The sequence below is a fragment of the Anaerotalea alkaliphila genome, assembly GCF_010179735.1.
Classification (GTDB): domain Bacteria; phylum Bacillota; class Clostridia; order Lachnospirales; family Vallitaleaceae; genus Anaerotalea; species Anaerotalea alkaliphila.
Map to the genome: position 1 here is coordinate 44,817 of NZ_JAAEEH010000007.1, position 24,394 is coordinate 69,210.

17 protein-coding genes are annotated in these 24,394 nt (G+C 58.6%); 4 read left to right on the forward strand and 13 right to left on the reverse strand.

Going from position 1 to position 24,394, the window contains the following annotated elements; genetic code table 11:
* Positions 1-39: 39 nt before the first annotated feature.
* Complete coding sequence (locus GXN74_RS04000) at positions 40-1,974, forward strand: NAD(+) synthase (protein ID WP_162369637.1); 1,935 nt, start codon at positions 40-42, stop codon at positions 1,972-1,974.
* Positions 1,975-2,049: 75 nt separating this feature from the next.
* Here the strand turns inward: GXN74_RS04000 and gltA are convergent, their stop codons facing one another.
* The 7 genes from gltA to argJ all read right to left on the reverse strand — a co-directional run bounded on the left by gltA (position 2,050) and on the right by argJ (position 12,106).
* Positions 2,050-3,447, reverse strand: coding sequence for an NADPH-dependent glutamate synthase (gltA, locus tag GXN74_RS04005; RefSeq protein ID WP_162369638.1), 1,398 nt, complete (start codon positions 3,445-3,447; stop codon positions 2,050-2,052).
* Positions 3,448-3,474: 27 nt separating this feature from the next.
* Positions 3,475-4,305: a sulfide/dihydroorotate dehydrogenase-like FAD/NAD-binding protein gene (locus GXN74_RS04010; protein ID WP_162369639.1), complete on the reverse strand. Its 831-nt coding sequence runs from the start codon at positions 4,303-4,305 to the stop codon at positions 3,475-3,477.
* A gap of 124 nt (positions 4,306-4,429) precedes the next feature.
* Positions 4,430-7,624, reverse strand: a complete 3,195-nt coding sequence (carB, locus tag GXN74_RS04015) for a carbamoyl-phosphate synthase large subunit (protein ID WP_162369640.1) — start codon at positions 7,622-7,624, stop codon at positions 4,430-4,432.
* 27 nt (positions 7,625-7,651) lie between these two features.
* On the reverse strand, positions 7,652-8,746 hold the full coding sequence (carA, locus tag GXN74_RS04020; RefSeq protein ID WP_162369641.1) for a glutamine-hydrolyzing carbamoyl-phosphate synthase small subunit: 1,095 nt from the start codon (positions 8,744-8,746) through the stop codon (positions 7,652-7,654).
* A 10-nt stretch (positions 8,747-8,756) separates the two neighbouring features.
* On the reverse strand, positions 8,757-9,959 hold the full coding sequence (locus tag GXN74_RS04025; RefSeq protein ID WP_162369642.1) for an aspartate aminotransferase family protein: 1,203 nt from the start codon (positions 9,957-9,959) through the stop codon (positions 8,757-8,759).
* Between the two features lie 3 nt (positions 9,960-9,962).
* Positions 9,963-10,853: an acetylglutamate kinase gene (gene argB / locus GXN74_RS04030; RefSeq protein WP_162369643.1), complete on the reverse strand. Its 891-nt coding sequence runs from the start codon at positions 10,851-10,853 to the stop codon at positions 9,963-9,965.
* Positions 10,854-10,885: 32 nt separating this feature from the next.
* On the reverse strand, positions 10,886-12,106 hold the full coding sequence (gene argJ, locus GXN74_RS04035; protein WP_162369644.1) for a bifunctional glutamate N-acetyltransferase/amino-acid acetyltransferase ArgJ: 1,221 nt from the start codon (positions 12,104-12,106) through the stop codon (positions 10,886-10,888).
* Between the two features lie 171 nt (positions 12,107-12,277).
* Here argJ and cls point away from each other — a divergent pair, with 171 nt between their 5' ends.
* The 3 genes from cls (at position 12,278) to argH (ending at position 16,441) form a co-directional block, all read left to right on the forward strand.
* Positions 12,278-13,741, forward strand: coding sequence for a cardiolipin synthase (gene cls, locus GXN74_RS04040; RefSeq protein ID WP_162369645.1), 1,464 nt, complete (start codon positions 12,278-12,280; stop codon positions 13,739-13,741).
* 89 nt (positions 13,742-13,830) lie between these two features.
* On the forward strand, positions 13,831-15,042 hold the full coding sequence (locus GXN74_RS04045) for an argininosuccinate synthase (protein ID WP_162369646.1): 1,212 nt from the start codon (positions 13,831-13,833) through the stop codon (positions 15,040-15,042).
* A 13-nt stretch (positions 15,043-15,055) separates the two neighbouring features.
* Positions 15,056-16,441 carry an argininosuccinate lyase gene (gene argH / locus GXN74_RS04050; protein ID WP_162369647.1) on the forward strand — a complete coding sequence of 462 codons (1,386 nt, stop codon included), beginning with the start codon at positions 15,056-15,058 and terminating at the stop codon, positions 16,439-16,441.
* Positions 16,442-16,508: 67 nt separating this feature from the next.
* Here argH and glgB read toward each other — a convergent pair whose 3' ends face one another.
* From glgB to serC, 6 genes are all read right to left on the reverse strand, one after another.
* Positions 16,509-18,698, reverse strand: a complete 2,190-nt coding sequence (gene glgB / locus GXN74_RS04055) for a 1,4-alpha-glucan branching protein GlgB (RefSeq protein WP_212505697.1) — start codon at positions 18,696-18,698, stop codon at positions 16,509-16,511.
* Positions 18,699-18,795: 97 nt separating this feature from the next.
* The gene (locus tag GXN74_RS04060; RefSeq protein ID WP_162369648.1) at positions 18,796-19,725 is read right to left on the reverse strand and encodes an SPFH domain-containing protein; all 930 of its coding nucleotides are present in this window, start codon (positions 19,723-19,725) and stop codon (positions 18,796-18,798) included.
* An 11-nt stretch (positions 19,726-19,736) separates the two neighbouring features.
* Entirely contained in the window at positions 19,737-20,777 is a 1,041-nt protein-coding gene (hflK, locus tag GXN74_RS04065; protein ID WP_162369649.1) for an FtsH protease activity modulator HflK, read from the reverse strand.
* A gap of 34 nt (positions 20,778-20,811) precedes the next feature.
* Entirely contained in the window at positions 20,812-22,056 is a 1,245-nt protein-coding gene (locus GXN74_RS04070) for a DUF1015 domain-containing protein (RefSeq protein ID WP_162369650.1), read from the reverse strand.
* A gap of 4 nt (positions 22,057-22,060) precedes the next feature.
* Positions 22,061-23,233, reverse strand: coding sequence for a phosphoglycerate dehydrogenase (locus tag GXN74_RS04075; RefSeq protein WP_162369651.1), 1,173 nt, complete (start codon positions 23,231-23,233; stop codon positions 22,061-22,063).
* A 33-nt stretch (positions 23,234-23,266) separates the two neighbouring features.
* Entirely contained in the window at positions 23,267-24,349 is a 1,083-nt protein-coding gene (serC, locus tag GXN74_RS04080) for a 3-phosphoserine/phosphohydroxythreonine transaminase (RefSeq protein WP_162369652.1), read from the reverse strand.
* Positions 24,350-24,394: the final 45 nt, after the last annotated feature.

Sequence of the window (24,394 nt, forward strand, 5' to 3'; positions counted from 1 at the left end):
TGGATATGCTTACAACCCGTTGCAGGAAGGAGAATCCCCATGGGATATGATTTGATCCGGGTGGCCTGCGCGTCACCCAAGCTTTATTTGGCGGATCCCGAAAGGAACGCCCGGGAAGCCGTTGCACTGATGGAGAAGGCCGCCACGGCGGAGGCTTCCGTGCTGGTTTTTCCCGAACTCTCCCTGACCGGCTACACCTGCCAGGACCTTTTTTTCCAACCTTCCCTTCTGGAGAAGGCAAAGGAGGCCTTGGTCCGCATCAAGGAGGCCAGCAGATGGTTCCCTTGCCTGGTGGTGGCCGGCATCCCCCTGGCCGTGGAAGGCGCCCTCTACAACTGCGCCGCCGTAGTCTGCGGCGGGTCGGTCCTGGGGTTCGTCCCCAAGACCTACCTTCCCAACTACCACGAGTTCTACGAGAAGCGCTGGTTTGCCGGGGCGCTCCAGTGCGGCACCCGGGAGGTGCTTTTCGACGGGGAGTCCGTCCCATTGGGCACGGACCTGCTCTTTTCCGACCGCAATTTCCCCGACTTCAAGCTTGCGGTGGAGATCTGCGAGGACCTTTGGGCACCCGTCCCCCCAAGTTCCCTGTCCGCCCTGGCCGGAGCCACCGCCATCGCCAACCTGTCCGCCAGCAACGACCTGGTGGGCAAGCTTCCCTACCGCAAGCAGCTGGTTTCCCAGCAATCCGCCCGGTCCATGACCGCCTATCTGTACGCCTCCTCCGGTTTCGGGGAATCCACCACGGACCTGGTTTTCGGGGGCCACTGCATGGTTTATGAGAACGGGGTCTGCGTCGGTGAAAACGAACGTTTCCAGCTGGATTCCTCCCTCCTGGTGACCGAAGTGGACATGCAGAAGCTGCTTTTCGACCGCAGGCAGCAGCCCGGCATCGCAGAGGGTGCCGTCCTCCACGCCTTCCCTTCCGGCCGTCCCAGGGTGGTCTCCTACGGGGGGCCCGTTTACGACGTCCGCTACACCCGTCCGGTTGACCCCTATCCCTTCGTTCCCGGGAACCTTTCCGAACGGCACGAACGTTGCCAGGAGATTTTCCAGATCCAGATGACCGGCCTGGCCCGCCGCCTGGAACAGGTCCGCAGCAGCCATGTGGTCATCGGCATTTCCGGCGGACTGGACTCCACCTTGGCCTTCCTTGTCTGTGCCAAGACCTTCCAGCAGATGGGCTACGACCTGCAGCATCTCCATGCGGTGACCATGCCTGGTTTCGGGACCACCGACAGGACCTACAACAACGCGGTCGCCCTGATCAAGGCCCTGGGGGCGGACTTCCTGGAGATTCCCATCGGTCCCGCCACACTGCTGCACTTCCAGGACATCGGCCATGACCCCCAGGTCCACGATGTGACCTATGAGAACTCCCAGGCCCGGGAACGGACCCAGGTCCTCATGGATCTGGGCAACAAGCTGGGGGGCATCGTGGTGGGCACGGGTGACCTTTCCGAGCTGGCGCTGGGATGGGCCACCTACAACGGGGACCACATGTCCATGTATGGGGTGAACGCCAGCATCCCCAAGACCTTGGTCCGCTATCTTGTGGATTGGGTGGCCTCCACCCAGGTCCCCCCGGAAGTGGGCCGCATCCTCCTGGACATTCTGGATACCCCGGTGAGTCCGGAGCTGCTTCCCCCCGACGAGAGCGGAAACATCCGCCAAAAGACGGAAGAACTGGTGGGACCCTATGAGCTCCACGACTTCTTCCTCTACCATTTCCTGCGGCATGGATTCCCTCCAGCGAAGATCGCCTATCTTGCGGAAACCGCCTTCAAGGGGACCTATGACGGCCCCTTCATCCATAAATGGCTGAAGGTATTCTACCGCAGGTTTTTCGCACAGCAGTTCAAGCGCTCCTGCCTGCCGGACGGACCCAAAGTGGGTTCCGTCTGCCTCTCCCCCCGTGGGGACTGGCGCATGCCCAGCGACGCATCCGCCGCCGCCTGGCTGGAGGGGCTCTCCTAGCCCGTCCTCCTTCTGCGGGGCGCACCCAAAAAAAGACAGGGATCCAAGAATGGATCCCTGTCTTTTTTACCCTTATTATTCCTGGGTTTGCTGGGTCAACTTCGCATGGATGGCTTCCGCCGCTTTCTTTCCCGCTCCCATGGCCAGGATTACGGTGGCCGCTCCCGTGACCACGTCCCCGCCTGCATACACGTTCTCCAAGCTGGTTTCCATGGATTCCTCGTCCACCACAATGCAGCCTTTGCGGTTCACGGAAAGCCCTACGGTGGTGTTCTTGATCAGGGGATTGGGGGTCTGGCCGATGGCGATCACCACCGTGTCCATGGGCATGGAGAATTCGCTGCCGGGGTCTTCCACCGGGCTTCTCCTGCCGCTCTCGTCGGGTTCCCCCAGCTTCATGCGAATGCAGGTCATCCCCGCCACATGGCCGTTCTCCCCCTGGATGGATACTGGATTCGTCAGCAGGTCGAAGAGGATCCCCTCCTCCTTGGCGTGGTGCACTTCCTCCAGACGGGCCGGCAATTCCTCTTCGCTCCTCCGGTAGACGATATGCACTTCGGATGCGCCCAGGCGCTTCGCCGTCCTGGCGGCGTCCATGGCCACGTTGCCGCCGCCCACCACCGCCACCTTGTCTCCGGCGTTGACCGGTGTGTTGGTGTAGGGGAACTGGTAGGCCTTCATCAGGTTGACCCTTGTCAGGAACTCGTTGGCGGAGTAGACGCCGTTCAGGTTCTCCCCTTCGATGTTCATGAACCGGGGAAGTCCGGCACCGCTGCCGATGAAGATGGACTTGAATCCGTCCTCCACCAGGTCCTCCACCGTGATGGATTTGCCCACGATCACGTTCTTGTGGACCTGCACGCCCAGGTCCAGGACCTTCTGGATTTCCTTCTTCACCAGGTCCTTGGGGAGGCGGAACTCGGGGATTCCGTACACCAGCACGCCACCCAATTCATGCAGCGCTTCGAACATGGTCACCTCATACCCTTTGGCCGCCAGTTCGCCGGCACAGGTGATGCTGGCCGGGCCGCTTCCCACCACCGCCACCTTGATGCCGTTGGTGGTCGCTTTTTCCTGCTTTCCGTTGAAATGCTCCATGTAGTAGTCCGCCACGAAACGCTCCAGACGGCCCACACCTACCGGTTCCCCCTTGATGGCGCGGACGCACCGCTCCTCGCATTGTTTTTCCTGGGGACAGACCCGGCCGCAGATGGCTGGCAATTTGTTTTCGCTGGTAAGCACCTGGTAGGCGGTTTCGATGTCCCCCGCAGCCAGGGCCTCGATGAATTCCGGGATCCGCACGTTCACCGGGCAACCGGACACGCAAGGCTTGTGCTTGCATTGGAGGCATCTTGTCGCCTCCTCCATGGCCTCCTCCAGGGTGTAGCCCATGGCCACTTCCTCAAAGTTCCCGCTTCGGACGACTGGGTCCACTTCCTTCATCTTCACTTTATGAAGACTCATATTTGCCATTTCGATTACTCCTCGCATCTTCTTTTGTTATTCAGGTTTCTGCTGGTCCAGACGGCATGCATGGGCTTCCTTTTCCTTGTAGAAGGTCTGGCGGAGCATGCACTCGTCGAAGTCCACCTGGAAGCCGTCGAAATCCGGACCGTCCACACATGCGAATTTGGTCTCTCCCCCGACGGTCACGCGGCAGCCGCCGCACATGCCCGTCCCGTCGATCATGATGGGGTTCAGGGACACGGCGGTCTTTATGCCCAGAGGTTTCGTGATTTCCACGACGGCCTTCATCATGATCAGGGGACCGATGGCGATCACCTCATCGTATGTGTTACCCTCCACAAGCAGGGTCTTGAGGACATCCGTCACGAATCCCTGGATTCCCTTGGATCCGTCGTTTGTGGCGAAATACACGTTGTCGCTGACTTCCTTGAACATGTCCTCCAGGATCACATACTCGGCGCTGCGTCCCCCCAGAATCATGTCCACGGCCACACCCATCTCATGCAGCTTCTTGATCTGCGGATACAGGGGCGCCGCACCCACGCCCCCGCCGATGCCCAGCACCCGCTTGTGGGGTTTCAGGTCGCTGGCCTTTCCCAAAGGCCCCACGAAATCCAGAAGGCTCTCGCCCGCCTCCATCCCGCTGAGCATTTGGGTCGTCTTCCCCACGACCTGGTAGATGATGCTGACGGTTTCCTTCTCTCTATCATAATCCGCAATCGTCAGGGGAATCCTCTCCCCGGTCTCTGTCACGCGGAGGATGACGAATTGTCCTGGTTCGCACCTTCTGGCTACGAAGGGAGCCTTGATTTCCATCATCTCCACTTGTTCATTGATCTTTTTTTTGCTGACAATTTCGTACATTTCCAATCCTTTCCTCGGCTTGTCGTTCACGGCCACAACAATTGCCTGGTCTGCACCATTGCAAACCAGGCTTGATTTTTTTCTTTACCATTATAACAGCCCTGTCCGGACTGCACAAGAAAATTTACAAATAAGTTGCGATGGGTTCATAATCCATGGGTTCCCGCTTCTGGTGCGTCTCCATGGCCATGCAATAGGCTGCCAAGGTGTCGAAACAGGTGAAGCTGGGCACCTTCAGCTGTTCAGCCAGGTTCCGCAGCTTGAAGCCGAACCTGGTTGGATCCTTGCCTCGGGTGGGGCTGTTCACCAGCAGGACGATTTCCCTTTTCTTCATCATCTCCTGCAGTTGCGTCAGGTTGTCCTTGGGGACGGTCCGGCAGGGGATGCCTTTCAACCCCAGATAGGTGGCGGTTCCGGGCGTGGCCAGGATCTCGAATCCCCGCTCCGCAAGATGGCGGGCGTGTGCCGCCCCTTCCTCCTTGCCCCTGTTGTCCAGGGCGAACAGGACCTTCCCTTCCTCCCGGAAGCTGTAGCCCGCTCCCTGGAAAGCCTTGAGCATGGCCTTTTCATAGCAGCTGTCCACACCCAGGACTTCCCCGGTGGATTTCATCTCCGGTGTGAGGGCGGCGTCCACATCCACCAGCTTGACGAAGGAGAACACCGGAGCCTTCACCGCCACCAGGTTGGTGGAGGGCAGCAGGCCGGTGCCGTATTCCAAGTCCGCAAGCCGGTCTCCCAGGATCACCTGCATGGCGATCTTCACCATGGGCACCCGGGTCACCTTGCTCAGGATGGGGACGGTTCTGGAAGCCCTTGGATTCACCTCGATGATATAGACCTGCTCGTCGCGGACCACGAACTGGATGTTCATCAGTCCGATGACCTGGAGGGCCTTGGCGATTTTTTCCGTGTAGTCCAGTACTGTTTCCACCGTTTTTTCGGAAATGGTCTGGGGCGGATAGACCGTGAAGCTGTCTCCCGAATGGACGCCGGTCCGTTCGATGTGCTCCATGATCCCGGGCACCAGGATGGACTCCCGGTCCGCGATGGCGTCCACTTCCACTTCCGTGCCGTTGATGTACTCGTCCACCAGGATGGGGTACTCGTCCGACAGGGCCGCAGCCTCTTCCACATAGCCCACCAGCTCCTGTTCGCTGTGGACTACCATCATGCCCCTTCCTCCGATGACATAGGAGGGCCGCACAAGCACAGGATATCCGATCTCGTCGGCCGCGTCCACAGCCTCCTGGATGCTGGTCACCGCATAGCCCTTGGGCTGGGGGATGCCCAGCTCCCGCAGGAGCCGCTCGAAACGCTTCCGGTCTTCGGCCACGTCTATGGAATCCACAGAGGTGCCCAGCACCTGCACGCCCCGGCTGACCAACTTGGGCGCCAGGTTGATGGCCGTCTGGCCACCGAATTGGACGATGACCCCCTTGGGCATCTCCTTGCGGATCACGTTGAACACGTCTTCGATGAACAGGGGCTCGAAGTAGAGCTTGTCCGAGATGTCGAAATCCGTGCTGACGGTTTCCGGATTGTTGTTGATGATGATGGACTCGATGCCCAGTTCCTGGATGGCCCAGACCGCATGGACGGAGCAGTAGTCGAACTCGATCCCCTGCCCGATCCGTATGGGACCGCTGCCGATGACGATGATCTTTTCCCGCTTGCTGATGACGTTCTCTTCCTCCGTCTCGAAGGTGGAATAGTAGTAGGGCGTCTGTGATTCGAATTCCGCCGCGCAGGTGTCCACCATCTTGTAGACGGGATACATCCCGTGGGCCCGCCGGATGGTGTCCACGATTTCATTGCTGTTTTCGGACAATGCCTCGATTTCCACGTCCGTAAATCCCATCCGCTCCGCCTTGTTCAGCAGCTCTCCGGAGAGGGGCTCGGCCGCCAGCCTGTGCTCCACCTCCACGATGTTGTTGATCTTTTCCAGGAACCAGGGGTCGATCCTGGTGATTCCATGGATCTCCTCCACGGAAATCCCCTTCCGCAGGGATTCCGCCAGCGTGAAAATCCTTTGGTCGTCCACAATCTGGAGCATGTCCAGCATTTCCTCCCTGGTCTTCTCCTCCAGATTGGCCTTGCGCAGTCCCGTTTCCTTCCCTTCCAGGGAAATGACAGCCTTGAGCAGGGAACTCTCGAAGGTCCGGTCTATGGCCATGACCTCCCCGGTGGCCTTCATCTGGGTTCCCAGAGTCCTGTTGGCGTAGTCGAACTTGTCGAAGGGCCATTTGGGGATTTTGGTGACCACGTAGTCCAAGGCCGGTTCGAAGGAAGCCTTCGTCCTCTTTGTCACCGCGTTGGGGATTTCATGGAGGCACAGGCCTACGGCGATCTTGGCCGCAATCTTGGCGATGGGGTACCCCGCGGCCTTGGAGGCCAGGGCGGAGGAGCGGCTCACCCGGGGGTTTACCTCGATGACGATGTATTCCCTGCTGCTGGGGTTCAGGGCCAGCTGCACATTGCATCCACCTTCGATCTTCAGTGCCTTGATGATCTTCAGGGAGGAGGTCCGGAGCATATGGTACTCCTCGTCGGAAAGGGTCTGGGAAGGGGCCACGACGATGCTGTCCCCCGTATGGACCCCCACGGGGTCCAGGTTCTCCATGTTGCAGATGATGATGGCGGTGTCGTTCTTGTCCCGCATGACCTCGTATTCGATTTCCTTCCAACCGGCCACGGACTGCTCCAACAGGACCTGGTTGATCCTGCTGTGCATCAGGCCGGCGTGGAGGATCTCCTCCAGGCTCTCCCGGTCCTTGGCGATTCCGCCGCCCAGCCCCCCCAGGGTGTAGGCGGGGCGGACGATGATGGGATAGCCTATCCTTTCGGCGGCGGCCATCCCCTCCTGGATGGAGTTGACGATTTCACTTAGGGGGATGGGTTCCCCAATCTCCATCATCAGCTGCCGGAAACTGTCCCTATCCTCCGCCTGTTTGATGGCTTCCAGGGATGTCCCCAGCAGCCGGACATTGAATTCCTCCAGGATGCCGGCTTCATTCAGCTCCACCGCCATATTCAACCCTGTCTGGCCTCCCAGGGTGGGCAGAAGTCCTTCCGGACGCTCCTTGTCTATGATGTAGCGCAGCGCCTCCACGGTCAGTGGCTGGATGTACACCCTGTCTGCGATGTTGTCGTCCGTCATGATGGTGGCCGGATTGCTGTTCACCAGCACGACCTCCAGACCTTCCTCCCGCAGGGATTTGCAGGCCTGGGTCCCGGCATAGTCGAATTCAGCCGCTTGTCCAATGATGATGGGTCCCGAACCGATGACCAGGACCTTCTTGATGCTTGGATCTATGGGCATGTGGATACCTCTCCTTCTTTCACGTTGTCAGCGCCTCCCCAGGGACCCCACCCAGTGGCTGAAAATATGGTGCGCGTCATGGGGGCCTGGCCCCTCTTCCGGATGGAACTGCACGCAGCGCATTCCAAGCGCCGGACAGGACAGGCCTTCCACAGTCTCGTCGTTCACGTTCCAATGGGTGACCCTGAGACCTTCCAAGGGGCCGCCGGTTGCGGCCAAGGCTTCCACGGAAGCCCCATCCACCGCATAGCCGTGGTTCTGGGAGGAGATGAACACATTGCCCGTCTCCATATCGATCACCGGATGGTTGCTTCCCCGGTGTCCGAACTTCAGCTTGTAGGTGTCGGCCCCCAGGGCCAGGGCGATGATCTGGTGCCCCAGGCAGATGCCCCAGACCGGCATCTTGCCCAGGAATGCGCCCGCCAGCGCGATGGCGTTTCGGGCATCCTTGGGGTCCCCCGGTCCGTTGGAAAAGAGCAGGGCATCCAAAGCCGCTTCCTCTATTTCCCTGGCCTGTACGTCATGGGGGAATACGACCACCCTGCAGGAATGGGCCAGGAGCTGCTCCAGGATTCCCCGCTTCAGTCCAAGGTCCACCAGCCCCACCGCCCAGGGGGCATCCGGGGGGCCGTAGGTCCTGGTCTCCCTGGCGGACACCCTGGCCACGATGTCTTTGGGGAAGCTGTACGCCTCCAGCATCTTCCTGTGCCTCTCCTCCAGGGGTTCCGTGGTGAGGATGCAATTCATGGTCCCCTTGTTCCTGATTCTTTTCGTAAGCATCCGGGTATCCACACCGTCCATTCCCAGGATGTTGTTCCTCTTCAGATATTGGTCCAGCGTCTCCGTGCATTCCCAATGGCTGGGCACCCTGGCCAACTCCTTTACCACAAAACCGCTGACCTGCACCCGGTCCGATTCCATGTCCTTCCCATTGATCCCATAGTTCCCCACCAGCGGATAGGTCATGGTCACGACCTGCCCCGCATAGGAGGGGTCGGTCAGGATTTCCTGGTAACCCGTCATGCCGGTATTGAATACGACCTCACCCAGGACCGTTCCTTCTGCTCCAAAAGCCTGGCCCTCCAGCCGGGTTCCATCCTCCAACAACATAGTCGCCTTCATAATGCCTCCTTCAAAGGGGGTCCCCCTGCAGTTCCTTCAGGCTTTCTTCCACGATGGCCAGCGCCTTGTCCAGGTCTTCGCAACCGACCACCAGCGGGGGCACGAAACGGACGACATTGCTGCCGGCGCCCACCAGCAGCAGGCCTTTTTCCATCGCTTTCCCCACCACTTCGCCAGGCGCCCTGTCCAGTACAAGCCCCTGCATCAGTCCGTTGCCCCGGACTCCCTGGATCATGGGGAATTTTTCCGCCAGGGCCCGGAGCCCCTTCTGCAGATGTTCCCCTTTTCTGGACACCTCCTCCAGGAAGCCGTCCTCCAGGAGCACATCCAGGGTCACCTTCGCGGCGGTGGTGGACAGGGGATTCCCGCCGAAGGTGGCCGCATGGTCTCCAGGCTCGAACCCCTTGGCCGCCTCTTCCGTGGCGATGCACGCACCGATGGGGATTCCGGAACCCAGCCCCTTGGCCAAAGCCAGGATGTCCGGTTTGATGCCGTAATGCTGGTGGGCGAACACCTTGCCCGTCCGACCCATGCCCGTCTGGACCTCGTCCAGGATCATCAGGAGGCCTCTCTCGTCACACAGCTGGCGGACGCCTTGGAGGAACTCCCTGCTGGCCGGAATGATGCCGCCTTCCCCTTGGATGGGCTCCAGCAGGATGGCGCAGGTGTTCTCCCCCACCGCCTCCCGCACGCTCTCCAGGTCGTTGTAGACCGCATGGCGGATGCCCGGCAGAAGGGGATCCAGGTCCTTCTGGTACTTCAGCTGCCCTGTGGCGCTGATGGCCCCGTAGGTCCTTCCATGGAAGGATTCCCGCATGGCCACGATTTCGAACCTTTTTCCGTCCATGTGTTTCTTGGCGTACTTCCTTGCCAGCTTCAGGGATGCCTCGATGGCTTCGGTTCCGGAATTGCAGAAGAACACCCTGCCCATGCCGCTCTGGGTCACCAGGATTTCCGCGGCTTGGATGGAGGGGATGTTGTAGTACAGGTTGGAGCAATGGGTGAACTTGTCCAGCTGTTCCTTCAAGGCTTTGTTCAGCCGCTCGTTCCCGTACCCCAGGGCGTTCACCGCGATGCCGGACACGAAATCCAAGTAGGATTTCCCCTGGTCGTCCACCAGCGTGCATCCGTGCCCTGTCTCGAAGATGACAGGAAAGGGTTTGTAGTTGTTCATCAGATAGGTCTTCGCCTTCTGCAGCAGTTCGTCATGCATGGTTCATTCTCCTTCGTATTCCGTAATGTCGAAGCTCTTTCCGAACATGGTCCCCACACCGCTGGTGGTGAACACTTCCAGGAGGAGGCTGTGCTCCACACGGCCGTCCAGGATGTGCACGTTCTTCACGCCCTTGTTGATTCCCTCCACGCAGCAGTCCACCTTGGGAAGCATGCCCCCGGAAATCACTCCCGAAGCGATCAGGCCATCTACCTCGTCCAGGCGGATTTTGGAAATCAGGCTTTCCTTGTCCTTCACATCCCGCAGGACCCCTTCCACATCCGTGAGGAAGATCAGCTTCTCGGAATCCAGGGCCCCCGCTATTGCGGAGGCCGCATAGTCGGCGTTGATGTTGTAGGTCTGCCCCTTCTCGTCCGTCCCGATGGGGGCGATGACGGGGATGAAGTCGTTCTCCAGAAGCGTGTTGATCAGCTTGGTGTCCACATGGGTGATTTCCCCCACGAAACCGATGTCCGCCCCCTCGCTGTAAACCTTCCGCACCTTCAGCGTCTTCCCGTCCTTGCCGGTGATGCCCACCGCATTCAGGTCATGGTTCTGGATCATCTGGACGACGTCCTTGTTCACCTTGCCGGCCAGGACCATCTCCACCACTTCCATGGTCTCTTCGTCCGTCACCCGCAAGCCGTTGACGAACCGGGCCTTCTTGCCGACCTTGTCCAGGAGTGCGTTGATTTCCTTTCCGCCGCCGTGGACGATGACCACCTTGAATCCCACCAGTTTCATCAGGACCAGGTCCTCGATGACCGTTTCCTTGACCTTGTCGTCCACCATGGCGCTTCCGCCGTATTTCACGACCACGATCTTCCCGTTGAACTGCTTGATATAGGGAAGCGCTTCCACCAGCACCTTCGCCTTGTCGATGTATTTCTGCATGTCTCCTCCCTTTCCCGCCTGTCCTGCCGGCATCAGGTCCTGTACTCCCCGTTGATTTTCACATATTCGTAGCTGAGGTCGCATCCCCAGGCGGTGGCCGTCTCCTCGCCGTCCGCAAGTTCCACAAGGACCTGGATGTTCCTCTCGTGGAGCAGTTCCAGCGCCTCCTCCTCGTTGAAGGGGACAGGCATGCCCTCTTCCATCAGCACGATGGTTCCACCCGTGCTCTTGTAGGTCAGCTTCACATGGGAAGGGTCGAAATGGGCGCCGGAATACCCCATGGCGCATAGGATCCGGCCCCAGTTCGCGTCCTCACCGAAAAAAGCGGTTTTCACCAGGTTGGAGGTGATGATGGACTTGCCCATGAGCTTGGCGTCCTTCTTGGTTTTGGCTCCCTGGATGACCACCTCGATGAACTTGGTGACCCCTTCCCCGTCGTTGACGATCATCTTCGCAAGATGGGAATTCAGCTTGTGCAGGGCCTTCCTGAACTCCCAGTAATCCGCATCCTCGTCCTGGATGGGTTTGTTGCCCGCCGCTCCGTTGGCCAGGAGGAGGAGCATGTCGTTGGTGCTTGTGTCCCCGTCCACCGAAATCATGTTGTAGGTGTCCTCCACGTCCTCGGACAGGGCCTTCTGCAGCAGTTCGGGTGCAATTGCCAAATCCGTGGTGATGAAGGCCAGCATGGTGGCCATGTTGGGATGGATCATCCCGGATCCTTTGGCCATGCCTCCCATGGTGACGGTCTTTCCCCCCGCTTCAAAGGAAACCGCGGCGTGTTTGGTGTAGGTGTCGGTGGTCATGATGGCCTCCGCAGCCGCCAGACCGCCCTCGTCCGAGGCTTCCACCTTGGCCGCCACCTTTTCGATCCCGGACAGGACAGTGTCGATGGGCAACGGAACGCCGATGACGCCTGTCGAGGCAACCAGCACGGCGTCCGTCTCCAGTCCGAATTGCTCCGCCGTCTTCCTGGCCATCTGCTCCGTATGCAGGACGCCCGCCTCTCCGGTACAGGCGTTGGCGTTTCCGCTGTTCACCACGATTGCCTGGACGCTTCCGCCCTCCTGCAGCAGCTTGTGGTTCCAGAGGACCGGAGCCGCCTTGACCACGTTCTTCGTGAAGACACCCGCATAGGAGGCCTGCGCTTCGCTGAACACAATGGCCAGGTCCTTGCGCTTCCGCTTGATCCCCACAAACTCTCCATATGCTTTGAACCCCTTTGGCGTAGTGACGCTGCCTTTGATCAATTCCATAGTCTAGCCCCTTTCTTGTCCTGCGCTTCTTGTTTCAATGTTACATAATTATACATTCTATTTTATAAAGATGCAACCTTTTTTCTTTATGGACGAAAGTCCGGCCACCGCCGCAGTTCCATCTTTTAAAGCGGTTGCTTCTATGATAGAATGGTTTCGGAGGTACACCGCATGATCCCATATCCTTACATCCAATTCCTTCCAATAAACTACCTTGCCTTCTTCATGCTCAACCTGCTGTTCTCCACCATCGTCATCCTGCTGGAGAGGAAGGATCCCCTGGCGGCCTTGGCCTGGCTGTTCTTCATGACGCTTTTTCCGGGAGTCGGCTTCTTCTTCTACCTCCTGCTGGCCCAGAACATCTCAAAAAGGAAGATCTTCAAATACACCGCGGAAGAATCCAGGTTGTACGCCTCCGTGCTGGAAAGCCAGCGCAGGGCCCTGGAGGGGGCGAACTACCCCTTCCTGCATCCGGAAACCAGGGATTACGAGGACCTGATCCTCTTCCACAACCGGTTGAGCGACTCCTTATTCTCCCAGAACAACCGGGTTTCCTTCTTTTTCGACGGCACGGAGAAGTTCGACCGCCTGTTCCAGGACATCCGGGAGGCCAAGCACCATGTCCATATGCTTTATTATATCATCCAAGGGGACAGCTTGGGACAAAAACTTTTCGAATTGCTGGGCGAAAAGGCATCCCAGGGGGTGGAGGTCCGTCTCCTGGTGGACCACGTGGGAGGGCGGCACCTTCCCCGCTCCAGAGTTGCTGCGCTCCGGGCCCAGGGAGCGGAAGTCTGCTTCTTCTTCCCTTCCTGGCTGCGGTACTTCAATCTGAAGGGCAACTACAGGAACCACCGGAAGATCACCGTAATCGACGGGGAAGTGGGGTATGTGGGCGGCTTCAATGTGGGCAACGAGTATCTGGGGCTGAAGAGGAAATTCGGCTATTGGCGGGATACCCATCTGCGCATCGAAGGGGACGCGGTCATCGCCATGCAGCTGCGCTTCTTCCTGGATTGGCGCAACGCTTCCAGGAAGGGTCTGACCCTGTCCCCCGCCTATCTGGGGTCGGACCGTTCCACGGGGGATGTGGCGGTCCAGATCGTCTCCTCCGGTCCGGACAACATCAACCAGCAGATCAAGCAGGGGTACCTGAAGATGGTCCACCGGGCGGTGGAAAGCATCGACATCCAGACCCCCTACTTCATCCCCGACGAAAGCATTCTGGAGGCCTTGCGGATTGCCGCCTCCTCCGGCGTGCGGGTCCGTCTGATGATCCCCCGGATGCCGGACCACATCTTCATCTACTGGGCCACCTATTCCTATGCGGCGGACCTGCTCCCCTACGGAGTGGAGGTCTACATCTACGAAAAGGGCTTCCTCCATGCGAAAGCCATCCTTGTGGACCGGAAGGCCTGCTCCATCGGCAGCTGCAACTTCGACATCCGCAGCTTCAAGCTGAACTTCGAGGCCAACGCCTTCATTTACGACCGGCAGGCCAGCATGGCCCAGGCCCTGCAGTTCGAAAAGGACCTGCTTTCCTGCCGGCGGCTGACCCTGGAGGATTACGGCAACAGGCCTTTCGTGGTGAAAGTGAAGGAGGCCGTATCCAGACTCTTTTCCCCCCTGCTGTAGTTTTCGGAAACAGGTATTGCATATTTATTAAGCTTAATGTATAATTATACCCAATCAACATCAATTGGATAGAAAATGGAGGAATTCGTATGAGTAAGAAGGTTGTTTTGGCGTATTCTGGAGGATTGGACACGACCGTGATCATCCCTTGGTTGAAGGAGAACTACGATTGCGAGGTCATCGCAGTATGCGTGGACGTCGGTCAAGGCAAGGAAATGGAGGGCCTCGAGGAACGCGCCCTTTCCACCGGCGCCAGCAAACTCTACATCGAGAATGTGACCGACGAGTTCGTGGACGAATATGTGGTCCCCACCATGCAGGCGGGTGCCGTTTATGAGGGCAAATACCTTCTCGGCACCTCCATGGCAAGACCCGTCATCGCAAAGCGCCTTGTGGAGATCGCCCTCCAGGAGGAAGCCATGGCCATCTGCCACGGCGCCACCGGCAAGGGCAACGACCAGGTCCGTTTCGAGCTGACCGTCAAGGCATTGGCACCCCAACTGGAAATCATCGCCCCCTGGAGGATCTGGGACCTGAAATCCAGGGAAGACGAAATCCAGTATTGCGAGGACAGGGGCATCGAAGTGCCCATGAAAAAGGACGACAGCTACAGCCGGGACCGCAACCTCTGGCATTTGAGCCATGAAGGACTGGAACTGGAGGATCCGGCCAACGAACCCGACTACAAGAAGATCCTGCAGATGGGTGTCACTCCGGAAGAGGCTCCCGACACCCCCACCTATGTGGAACTGGAATTCGAGAAGGGCTTCCCCGTGAAGCTGGACGGCCAGGCGATGAAAGCATCCGCCATCATCGAGAAGCTTAATGCGGTCGGCGGGGCCAACGGCGTGGGGATCATCGACATCGTGGAAAACCGCGTGGTCGGCATGAAGTCCCGGGGCGTCTACGAGACCCCCGGCGGAACCATCCTCTATGCGGCCCACCAGGAGCTGGAATACCTCTGCCTGGACAAGCAGACCATGGCGGTGAAGAACCAGCTTGCGGTCAAATTCGCGGAGCTGGTCTACAGCGGCGAATGGTTCACCCCCTTGCGGGAGGCCCTGACCGCATTCATGGATTCCACCCAAGCCACCGTCACCGGCAAGGTCCGCCTGAAGCTATACAAGGGCAATGTCATCCCGGCCGGAGCCACTTCCCCCTACTCCCTCTATGATGAGGACATCGCAAGCTTCACCACCGGCGAACTGTACGACCACAAGGATGCGGAAGGATTCATCAACCTCTTCGGCCTGCCCCTGAAGGTGCGCGCCATGAAGATGCAACAGCAGGGCAAGCAATAGAAAGGAGACCGCTATGAAATTGTGGGGAGGCCGCTTTTCAAAAAGCACCGATGCCATGGTGGACGACTTCAACTCCTCCATCCGCTTCGACCAGAGGCTGTACCGTCAGGACATCGCAGGCAGCATGGCCCACGTCACCATGTTGGGACAGCAGGGCATCATCAGCCAGGAGGAGGCGCAGGCCATCCGGTCGGGCCTTGAGGCCATCTTGGGGTCCATCGAAAACGGGGATGCCGCATTCGACATCGATGCGGAAGACATCCACATGAACATTGAGAAGATGCTGATCCAGCGGATCGGGGATGTGGGCAAGAAGCTCCACACCGGACGCAGCCGGAACGACCAGGTGGCCCTGGACATGCGGATGTATGTCCGGGAGGAAATCCGCGTCCTCCAGTCCATGGTGGCCGACCTGCACCGGGTCCTGCTGGACCAATCGGCGGAGCATCTGGACACCATCATGCCCGGATACACCCATCTCCAGAAGGCCCAGCCCATCACCTTCGCCCATCACCTGATGGCCTATTTCGAAATGCTCAAGCGGGACACCCAGCGGCTTTCGGACGTGTGGAAGCGCACCAATGTGCTTCCACTGGGAGCGGGAGCCCTGGCCACCACCACCTATCCCCTGGACCGGGAAGCGGTGGCCGGACTCCTGGACTTCGACGGCATCTGCCTCAACAGTCTGGACGCGGTTTCAGACAGGGACTTCTGTCTGGAGCTCCTGGGGGCCTTGTCCATCCTGATGATGCATCTGAGCCGGTTCAGCGAGGAAATCATCCTCTGGTGCACCAACGAGTTCCAGTTCATCGAGCTGGACGACGCCTACAGCACCGGCAGCAGCATCATGCCCCAGAAGAAGAACCCGGACATCGCGGAACTGGTGCGCGGCAAGACCGGCCGTGTCTATGGCGACATGGTGGCCCTTCTTGCCACCATGAAATCCCTGCCCCTGGCCTACAACAAGGACATGCAGGAGGACAAGGAGGCGACTTTCGACGCCATCGACACGGTGAAGATGTGTCTTCCCATCTTCACCGACATGCTCCGCACCATGAAGGTGAACAGGAACCGGATGCGCCAGGGAGCCTCCGGCGGCTTCACCAACGCCACCGACGCTGCGGACTATCTTGTCAAGAAGGGCGTCCCCTTCCGGGACGCCCACGAGATCGTGGGCAAGCTGGTCTACCGCTGCATCCAGACGGACCAGACCCTGGAAGGCCTCAGCCTGGAAGAGTACAAGGCCCTGTCCCCAGTGTTCGGGCCGGACATCTACGATGCCATTTCCCTGGAGACCTGCGTCAACAAGCGGCAGGTCATCGGCGGCCCCTCCAGGGCCATGATGGAAAAGGTCATCGCATTGAACGAGGCGTTCCTGCAGCAGGAACCTATCCGATAAGAAGTACCTGGAGGGAAATTCCAGGCACATGAAAAGGCCGGCCCCATGGGGCCGGCCTTTTCATGTCTTATCCCAGATATTTCAACACGGTGATCCCCAGCGGCGGAACCTTCAGGGACAGGCTGTGGTCCCTGCCGTCCCATTCGATTTTTTCCGTCAGGATTGCATCCGCATTCACGGTTCCGCTTCCGCCGTACTTCTCTTCATCGCTGTTCATGATCTCCAGATAGCTTCCCTTGTAGGGAACCCCAACCCTGTGCATGGTCCGGGGAACGGGCGTGTAGTTGGCCACGAAGACCAAGGTGTCCGTCTTGTGCTCGCCCTTGCGCACGAAGGATACGATGCTGGCCTCGTAGTCGGAACAGTTGATCCACTCGAAGCCCGCTTCGGTGAAGTCGTCATACCAGCAGGCGGGCTCGTTCACATACAGGTAGTTCAGGTCCTTGACGAACTGTTGCATTTCCCTGTGCTTCTCGAACTCCAGAAGGTGCCAATCCAGGCTCTTGGTTTCTGTCCATTCGTCGAACTGGGCGAACTCCCCTCCCATGAAGAGCAGCTTCTTGCCCGGATGTCCGTACATGTAGCCATAGGCAAGCCGCAGGTTGGCGAACTTCTGCCAGTAATCCCCTGGCATCTTGTTGATCATGGACCCCTTGCCATGGACCACCTCGTCATGGGAAAGCACCAGGACGAAATTCTCCGTATAGGCATAGATCATGCCGAAGGTCAGGTCGTTGTGGTGGTATTTCCTATGGATGGGGTCCTTGGAGACGTAGCGGAGGAAATCGTTCATCCAGCCCATGTTCCACTTCAGGCCGAATCCCAGGCCACCGATGTTGGAAGGCCGGGAAACCCCAGGCCAGGAGGTGGATTCCTCCGCGACCATCAGTGCCCCCTTGTATCTGCCGTAGATGACCGAATTCAAGTGCCGGAAAAACTCCACAGCCTCCAGATTCTCCCTGCCCCCGTGGGGATTGGGAATCCACTGGCCGTCGTCCTTGCCGTAGTCCAGATACAGCATGGAAGCCACCGCATCCACCCGCAGTCCGTCCAGATGGAACTTCTCCAGCCAGAAGATGGCGTTGCCGATCAGGAAATTCTTGACCTCGTTCCTACCGTAATTGAAGATCTTGGTGCCCCAGTGGGGATGCTCCCCCTGCCTGGGGTCTCCATGCTCGTACAGGGCCGTTCCGTCGAAGTTTGCCAGCGCGAAGTCGTCTTTGGGGAAATGGGCGGGCACCCAGTCCAGGATCACGCCGATGCCGCTCATATGGCAGTAGTCCACGAAATACATGAAGTCTTCCGGCTTGCCGAAACGGCTTGTGGGCGCATAGTAACCGGACACCTGGTACCCCCAGGAACCGTCGAAGGGATGTTCGGATACGGGCATCAGTTCGATGTGGGTGTATCCCATTTCTTTCACGTAATTCACCAGGTCATGTGCCAGGTCCCTGTAGTTCATGAAGCCCGTCTCGGAGCCGTTCCGCTTCCAGGATCCCAGATGGACCTCATAGATGGCGATGGGCACATCCAGGTTTCCCACGTTCTTCTTCTCTTCCTGCCAGTGCCTGTCCCTCCACTCGTAGCTGTTCAGGTCTGCCACCACGGAAGCCGTATTGGGCCTAAGTTCCGAATAGTTGGCGTAGGGGTCCGATTTCTTCAGGAGATAGCCTTCCTGCGTCTTGATCTCGTATTTGTAACGCTCCCCCAAACCGATGCCGGGAATGAAAAGCTCGAAAATTCCCGATTGTCCCAGTGTGCGCATGGGATGGATCCTGCCGTCCCAGCCGTTGAAATCACCGATGACGCTCACGCGCTTGGCGTTGGGTGCCCATACGCTGAAGCAGACGCCCTGCGCCCCTTCATGTTCCATTGCGTGGGCCCCCATCTTCTCGTAGATCTCGTAATGGGTTCCTTGCCCGAAGAGATAGAGGTCCAACTCCCCAAGCACGGGACCGAACTTGTAGGGGTCTTCCGTCTCCCAGCCGTTCCCATACCCGTCTTCCAGGAGCACCTTGTATTCCAGCTGTCCCGGCAACTCCACGGTGAAGAAGCCGTCCTCATGGACCTTCTCCATGGGATGCGCTTCCCCGCTGTTCTTGTCCACGACCACAGCCTTCACCGCGGCGGGTTGGAACACGTTCACGTGCCAGCCTCCGCCCTCCTCTTGGTGGATCCCCAGCAAATGGTGCGGATCCCTATGTTCCGAAGCCAGCAAGGCATCCAATTCATCTTTGTTGATGTACGCTCTCATCATACCCCTCCTTTTCCATTCTTATGCTTATTCTACACGCAAACCCGGGAAACCACAAGTAGAAGATGCCTGCCGGCCGTTCCACGCTTTTTGTTTGTTTTTAGGGATTGACTCCCTGGAAATAGTCGAAGATGCCGTTGCTGGAATCCATGAACACCGTGTTGTCGCGCATCTCCCGGTAGATCTTCATCCTCTGCATGAAGCGGTAGAATTCCAGATCCTTGGATAGGGAAAGCTGGTAGATTTCCATCGCCTCCGCATCGGCGCCCGCTTTCACGATGGCTGCCTCCGCCACTGCCTTGGCCAGGATTTCCTCCCTTTGCCTGTCTGTGGTGGCCTGGGCCTGGACATAAGCGGCATCCCCTTCCGCGATGAGCTTCTCACTCTCCTTGGCGATCTGCTTCGTCATCTTGTCTTCGATGGTGTCGATGTTGGAAGGCGGAAAATTCTTCCTGTTGATTCCGATGTCGGAGATGTACAGGCCGAAATCCCCCACCAGGGACCGGTTCAGCCGCAGCCGCTGCTCCGCAAGCATTCCCTGCAGCTTGTTCTCCTGGAAGAACTCGTTGAACGTCAGGGCGTTGGCCGACTGGATCACCGACTTGTATACCAGTTCGTCCATCCGCCGGTTGGCCTGGTCCCTGGAAAAAACGGTCATGGAAAAGGTGTAGGGGTCCACAATCCTGTACTGGGCATACATCTGGACCTCCAGCCGTCTCCCGTCCCTGGTGTTCAAGAGCTCCGGGGAGGACCGGTAGGTCAGGTATTTGGAGGAATGGACGGACACCTCGTCCGCGAACGGAAGCTTGAATCGCAACCCCTTCCTGTAGGTCTTCTGGATGGTCTGGTAGGGCTCCTGGGCGAAATTCCCTTCCAGGATATCCAGGTCCCGGCTGTCCACGACCACCTTGACCACCCTTCCCAGCCTCCGCACCACGGCGACCTCGTCTTCCCGGACGACGTATGCGGTTGTGGAGAGCAGGAACAGGAACAGGCCGGCCACAAGCAGTAAAAACATCGATTTCTTCATAAGCACGCCTCCTAGTTCTCCACCAATCCGGCCTTCACCGGGGTGTCCTGGGTCATGTTCAGGAACTTGTAGAGGTTCCCGCTTTCCGTAGCATCCACCACGATGGTGTTGTTCTCCAGGAAGCTCTGGATGGCCTCCACATAGTAGCGCTCCTTCAGGATGGCGGGGTTTTTCCTGTACTCCTCGTAGAGCGCATCATAGGATGCCATGGCAGCCTTGGCTTCCGCCACCGTCTTGGCCTTGTATCCGCTGGCTTCCTCCAACAGCTTGGTGGCCTCGGCGGTCGCCCGGGGAATCACCATGTTGTTGTATTTCTCCGCATCCTCCATCTTGCCGTTCTTGTACTGGTTGGCATTTTCCTTCTGCTGGTAGGCTTCCTCCACCGAAGGCAGGAACTGCATGTTCTGCGTGCCCACCAGGAGGATTTCGATGCCGGCCCCGTAGTCGTCCATTTTCTTCTGCAGGAGAGGCATGACCTTCATGTCCAGCAACTCCTTCTGGGTTTTGGCCTCGTCCAAGGTCAGGGTCTGGACGGTGCTCCGGATGGTGTCCTCCAGCGCCAGCCGCAAGGTGCCTTCCACATCATCCACCTTGAAGAGGTAGTCCGTCGGATTGTAGATCCTGTACTGGATAATCAGTTCCAGCAAGGCGATGGACGCGTTGTTCGCTGCGGCATCCACGATCACGGTCGCTTCCTGGGGATTGTCCTCGTAGACGGGATCGGACTGTTCCGTGCCCGCACGCAGGATGCGGAAGCCGTATTCCATGTTGTACACGTTCCGCACGTTCACTTTCGTCACTTCCTCTATAAAGGGCAGCTTGAAATGGGGACCCGGTTGCCGTTCCACGGTCCGCAATTGCCCCAGACGCAGGACGACCCCGTTCTCGTTGTCCTGCAGTACGAAAAAAGATTGGAAAAATAGGAATGCCGCCCCCAAAACGAGCAAGAACATGAAGCCCCAGCGGAAACCGTGGGTCTTCATGTTCTTGAATTTCGGATGGACGTCTTTGATTTCCTCTTCCCCTCTGCGGGGGCTGTTGTTCATTTCCATAAGACGTACCTCCCAGCTGTCAATGGGCGGCGCTTCAAGCCAACAGGTGGATGAAGAGTCCGCTCCGCAATTTGGGTTCAAACCATGTGGATTTGGGAGGCATCAGCGCTCCCGCGTCCGCTATGGACATCAGTTCGTCGATTCCTGTTGGGACCATGGCGAAGGCGACCGCCATATCCTTGCGGACCCTGCGTTCCAGTTCCTCCAGGCCCCGGATGCCGCCTACGAAATCGATCCGCTCGTCCGTCCTGGGGTCCTGGATGCCCAGCACCGGAGCCAGCAGGTGGTTCTGCAGGATGGAGACATCCAGCGCCTCCACGGGATTCTCCGACCTGGCGATCCCTTCCTTTGCGCGGAGGAGATACCAGGTGCCGTCCAGGAACATTCCGAAGGTGGCCTTTTCCACCGGACGGATGGCCTGGCCGCTTTCCTTCTCCACCAGGAACTTCCCTTTCACGGCTTCCAGGAAAGCTCCCTTGTCCATTCCGTTCAGGTCCTTCACCACACGGTTGTAGTCCAGGATCTTCAACTGGTTGTCCGGGAATAGGACGGAGAGGAAATAGTTGAACTCCTCCTTGCCTGTGTATCCGGGATTCTCCAGGCGGCGCTTCTGCCCCACCTTCACCGCCGAAGCGGCACGATGGTGTCCGTCGGCGATGTAGAGGGAAGGGACGGCGGCGAAAAGTTCCACCAGCCGGCTGTTGGTTTCCCTGTCGCCGATCCTCCATACCTGGTGCCGCACCCCGTCCTCCGTGGTGATGTCGTATTCCGCGCCGTGCGCCCCCATCCAGCCTTCCACCAGGCCGTCCACCGCATCCTTCGCCTGGTAGGCCAGGAAGATAGGACCGGTGTTGGCGTTGCAAGCGTCCACATGGCGAATCCTGTCTTGCTCCTTGCTTTCCCGGGTCAGCTCATGCTTCTTGATCCTGCCCTCCAGATAGTCGTCGATGCTTGTGCATGCCACCAGCCCCGTCTGGGGTCGGCCGTCCATGGTCAGGCGGTAGATGTAGAAGCTGTCCTCGGAGTCCTGGATGAACTCCCCACTTTCCAGCATCCCGTACAGGGCTTCCCTGGCCTTCCCGTAGACCTCGTCCGCATACATGTCCTGGTCGGGCGGGAAAAAGGTTTCCGCACGGTCGATCCGCAGGAAGGAGAGGGGCTTGTCCTTCACTTCCTCCCTGGCTTCCTCCCGGCTGTACACGTCATAGGGCAGGGCCGCAATCGCGGCCGCCAGGTCTTTCCTGGGCCGCACTCCTTGAAATGGCTTCAGGATGGCCATCCGGTCACCTCCCGCATTCTTCGATCAGACGGACCCGCACCACACCCTCGATGGCTTCCAGTTCGCCGACGATCTCCTCGTTGAGGTCGTTCTCCACGTCCAGAACCGTGTAGGCCCAATCTTTCCTGCTCTTGTTGATCATGTCCTCGATGTTGATGTTGTGCTTGGCGAAAACGGAGGCGATCTGGCTCACCATGTTGGGGACGTTCCGGTGATGGAGGGTGACCCTGTGGTTGCTGCAGCAGGGGCCGGCTTCGCAGTCCGGATAGTTCACCGAATTCTTGATGCTGCCGTGCTCCAGATAGTTTTTCAGTTCCTGTGCCGCCATGATGGCGCAGTTCACTTCCGATTCCGGCGTGGACGCTCCCAGATGGGGGATGGCGATCACATTCTGCATGCCGATGGTCTTCTCGTTGGGGAAATCCGTTACATAGTAGGAGACTTTGCCGGAGGCGGTGGCCTCTTCCATGGCCTCGTCGTCCACCAGGGCATCCCTGGAGAAGTTCAGGATCCGGACGCCGTCCTTCATCGATCCAAGACTCTCCTTGTTGATCATCTTCCTGGTCCCCTCCATCAGGGGCACATGGACGGTGACGTAGTCTGCTTTGGCCAGGACTTCCTCCATGCTGGGCGCCTTGTGCACGGCCCGGCTGAGTCCCCATGCCGCATCCACGGAAATGAAGGGGTCGTATCCATAGACTTCCATGCCCAGGGAAGCGGCCGCGTTGGCCACCAGGACGCCGATGGCTCCCAGGCCGATGACGCCGAGCACCTTGCCCTCGATTTCAGGTCCCGTGAAAGCCCCCTTGCCGCTTTCCACCTGCTTGGCCACATCCTCCTGTCCTTTCAGGGTCTGGGCCCACTGGATGCCGCCGACGATGTTCCTGGAGGAAAGGAGGATTCCCGCAATCACCAGTTCCTTCACCGCATTGGCGTTGGCTCCCGGCGTGTTGAAGACCACGACGCCCTTTTCCGCGCACTGGTCCACCGGAATGTTGTTCACGCCGGCGCCCGCCCGGCCGATGGCCAGCAGGGACTTGGGCATGACATAATCATGCATCTTGGCGCTGCGCACCAGGATCGCGTCCTCCTCCCCTTCTCCGTTGATCTCATATCTTCTATCAAAAAGGGCCAGGCCCCGCTCGTCGATCTTGTTCAATGTCTTGATTGTAAACATCCTTGCCTCCTGTATGTGCTTTGTTTTTTGCCTCTATGCGTTCCGGGCTTCGAAATCCTTCATCAGCGCCACAAGCTTCTCCACGCCTTCCACCGGCATGGCGTTGTAGATGCTGGCGCGCATGCCGCCGACGATCCTGTGTCCCTTCAGGTTCACGAAGCCTTGGGCTTCCGCTTCCTTGATGAACTTGGCATCCAGTTCCGCAGAGGGTGTCACGAAGGGTATGTTCATGATGGAGCGGTCCTCCTTGACCACGGTGCCTTTGAACAGCTTGCTCTGGTCCAGGTAGTCGTACAGCAGGTTGGCCTTGCGGACGTTGATCTTTTCCATCTCCACCAATCCGCCCTTGGCCAGCACCCAGTCGAACACCATGCCCGCGATGTACACCGCGAAGGTGGGGGGCGTATTGAACATGGAGCCTGCATCCGCATGGGTCTTGTAGTTCAGCATGGTGGGCGTGGTGTCGGGGGCGTGGCCGACCAGGTCCTCACGGACGATGACCACGGTCAGGCCGGCCGGTCCCATGTTCTTCTGGGCTCCCGCATAGATCAGGCCGTATTTGGTGACATCCACCGGACAGGACAGGATGTCCGAGGACATGTCCGCCACCAAGGGCACATCGCCTGTGTCCGGAAGGTTCTTGAACTTTGTTCCGAAAATGGTGTTGTTGGAGGTGATGTGGAAATAGTCCGCTTCCTTGTCGAAATCGGCGGGGTTCAGGGAAGGGATGTGGTTGTAGGTTTCCTCCTCGGAAGACCCCACCACCCGCACTTCTCCGTAGCGTTTGGCTTCCTTGATCGCCTTCTTGGCCCATTCGCCGGTGTTCACATAGTCCGCACGCTTGGATTTCCGCATCAGGTTCAGGGGCACCATGGCAAACTGGAGGGACGCACCACCCTGCAGGAAAAGCACCTTGTAATTCTCCGGGATTCCCATCAGCTTGCGCAGGGATGCTTCCGCATTGTGGATGATTTCTTCGTATACTTTGGAGCGATGGCTCATTTCCATGACAGACATGCCGCAACCTTTGTAGTCCAGCATTTCGTCCGCCGCTTGTTTGAGAACTTCTTCTGGCAATGTGGAAGGTCCCGCTGAAAAATTGTACACTCGATTCATCGTATCTCTCCTATTATTGTTAATTTTTTAAAAATCCAAAAGAAC

What these genes read in the sequence shown, in the direction of transcription:
- cls (WP_162369645.1), top strand. Translation starts at nt 12,278, where the DNA reads ATGATCCCATATCCTTACATCCAATTCCTTCCAATAAACTACCTTGCC.
- carA (WP_162369641.1), bottom strand. Translation starts at nt 8,746, where the DNA reads ATGAAGGCGACTATGTTGTTGGAGGATGGAACCCGGCTGGAGGGCCAG.
- argH (WP_162369647.1), top strand. Translation starts at nt 15,056, where the DNA reads ATGAAATTGTGGGGAGGCCGCTTTTCAAAAAGCACCGATGCCATGGTG.
- carB (WP_162369640.1), bottom strand. Translation starts at nt 7,624, where the DNA reads ATGCCCATAGATCCAAGCATCAAGAAGGTCCTGGTCATCGGTTCGGGA.
- GXN74_RS04045 (WP_162369646.1), top strand. Translation starts at nt 13,831, where the DNA reads ATGAGTAAGAAGGTTGTTTTGGCGTATTCTGGAGGATTGGACACGACC.
- argJ (WP_162369644.1), bottom strand. Translation starts at nt 12,106, where the DNA reads ATGGAATTGATCAAAGGCAGCGTCACTACGCCAAAGGGGTTCAAAGCA.
- argB (WP_162369643.1), bottom strand. Translation starts at nt 10,853, where the DNA reads ATGCAGAAATACATCGACAAGGCGAAGGTGCTGGTGGAAGCGCTTCCC.
- GXN74_RS04070 (WP_162369650.1), bottom strand. Translation starts at nt 22,056, where the DNA reads ATGGCCATCCTGAAGCCATTTCAAGGAGTGCGGCCCAGGAAAGACCTG.
- gltA (WP_162369638.1), bottom strand. Translation starts at nt 3,447, where the DNA reads ATGGCAAATATGAGTCTTCATAAAGTGAAGATGAAGGAAGTGGACCCA.
- glgB (WP_212505697.1), bottom strand. Translation starts at nt 18,698, where the DNA reads ATGATGAGAGCGTACATCAACAAAGATGAATTGGATGCCTTGCTGGCT.
- GXN74_RS04010 (WP_162369639.1), bottom strand. Translation starts at nt 4,305, where the DNA reads ATGTACGAAATTGTCAGCAAAAAAAAGATCAATGAACAAGTGGAGATG.
- serC (WP_162369652.1), bottom strand. Translation starts at nt 24,349, where the DNA reads ATGAATCGAGTGTACAATTTTTCAGCGGGACCTTCCACATTGCCAGAA.
- GXN74_RS04025 (WP_162369642.1), bottom strand. Translation starts at nt 9,959, where the DNA reads ATGCATGACGAACTGCTGCAGAAGGCGAAGACCTATCTGATGAACAAC.
- hflK (WP_162369649.1), bottom strand. Translation starts at nt 20,777, where the DNA reads ATGGAAATGAACAACAGCCCCCGCAGAGGGGAAGAGGAAATCAAAGAC.
- GXN74_RS04060 (WP_162369648.1), bottom strand. Translation starts at nt 19,725, where the DNA reads ATGAAGAAATCGATGTTTTTACTGCTTGTGGCCGGCCTGTTCCTGTTC.
- GXN74_RS04000 (WP_162369637.1), top strand. Translation starts at nt 40, where the DNA reads ATGGGATATGATTTGATCCGGGTGGCCTGCGCGTCACCCAAGCTTTAT.
- GXN74_RS04075 (WP_162369651.1), bottom strand. Translation starts at nt 23,233, where the DNA reads ATGTTTACAATCAAGACATTGAACAAGATCGACGAGCGGGGCCTGGCC.